At 47.1% G+C, this 609-nt stretch carries 1 pseudogene; it reads left to right on the top strand.

Going from position 1 to position 609, the window contains the following annotated elements:
* Nucleotides 1–216: 216 nt before the first annotated feature.
* Nucleotides 217–609: pseudogene (locus tag CIK04_RS30345) on the top strand (acyltransferase); the annotation flags it as partial.

The following is a 609-nucleotide window of genomic DNA, read 5'->3' as shown; positions in this document are numbered from 1 at the left end:
TCGGGGTGGATCTATCAAGAATTCGGTTTGGCTGCTTGCTTGTGGGTTTCTTGCTTCTTCTTTGGCTTGACGACGTTAATTCAATCAGCTCCCTCGCTTTGCAGCGAAAATCGCTTGATCGCAGTGTGTGAATTCTAACCAAAAGCTGACGCATGATTTCATGTATCAGCTTTTTTATTGCTATAGTCAAAGCCATGAAAAGCAAGAGGATAGAGAATGCGCGAAAGAGTTCAGTTTTTGATTTGCTACGATGTGTCGCGGCGGTGGCCGTGATCGCCATTCATGTGCTTGCGCCTTATCGTCATGAGTTAGGGGTGATTCCTTTTGATCAATGGGTGACGGCCGTTGGCATCAATGGCATTTCTCGTTGGGCGGTACCGGTTTTTATTCTTATCACTGGCGCCCTGATGCTCAGTGACACTCGGCCATTTGATCTGCCTTATTATGCTCGTCGTCGTTTAGGTAAGGTGCTGATCCCTTTTCTCTTTTGGTCGTTGTTCTATGCGCTCCTCTCTGGTTTGAGTGCGAGCGGTTTTGATAGCAGCAAAGTGACAGAAGTGCTCAGCAACAGCCAGAGCATGCCACCTATTACCATCTTGGTTTCTTCTA

Source organism: Vibrio sp. 03_296, from assembly GCF_002265885.1.
This window is presented reverse-complemented; position numbering and strand designations above follow the sequence as displayed.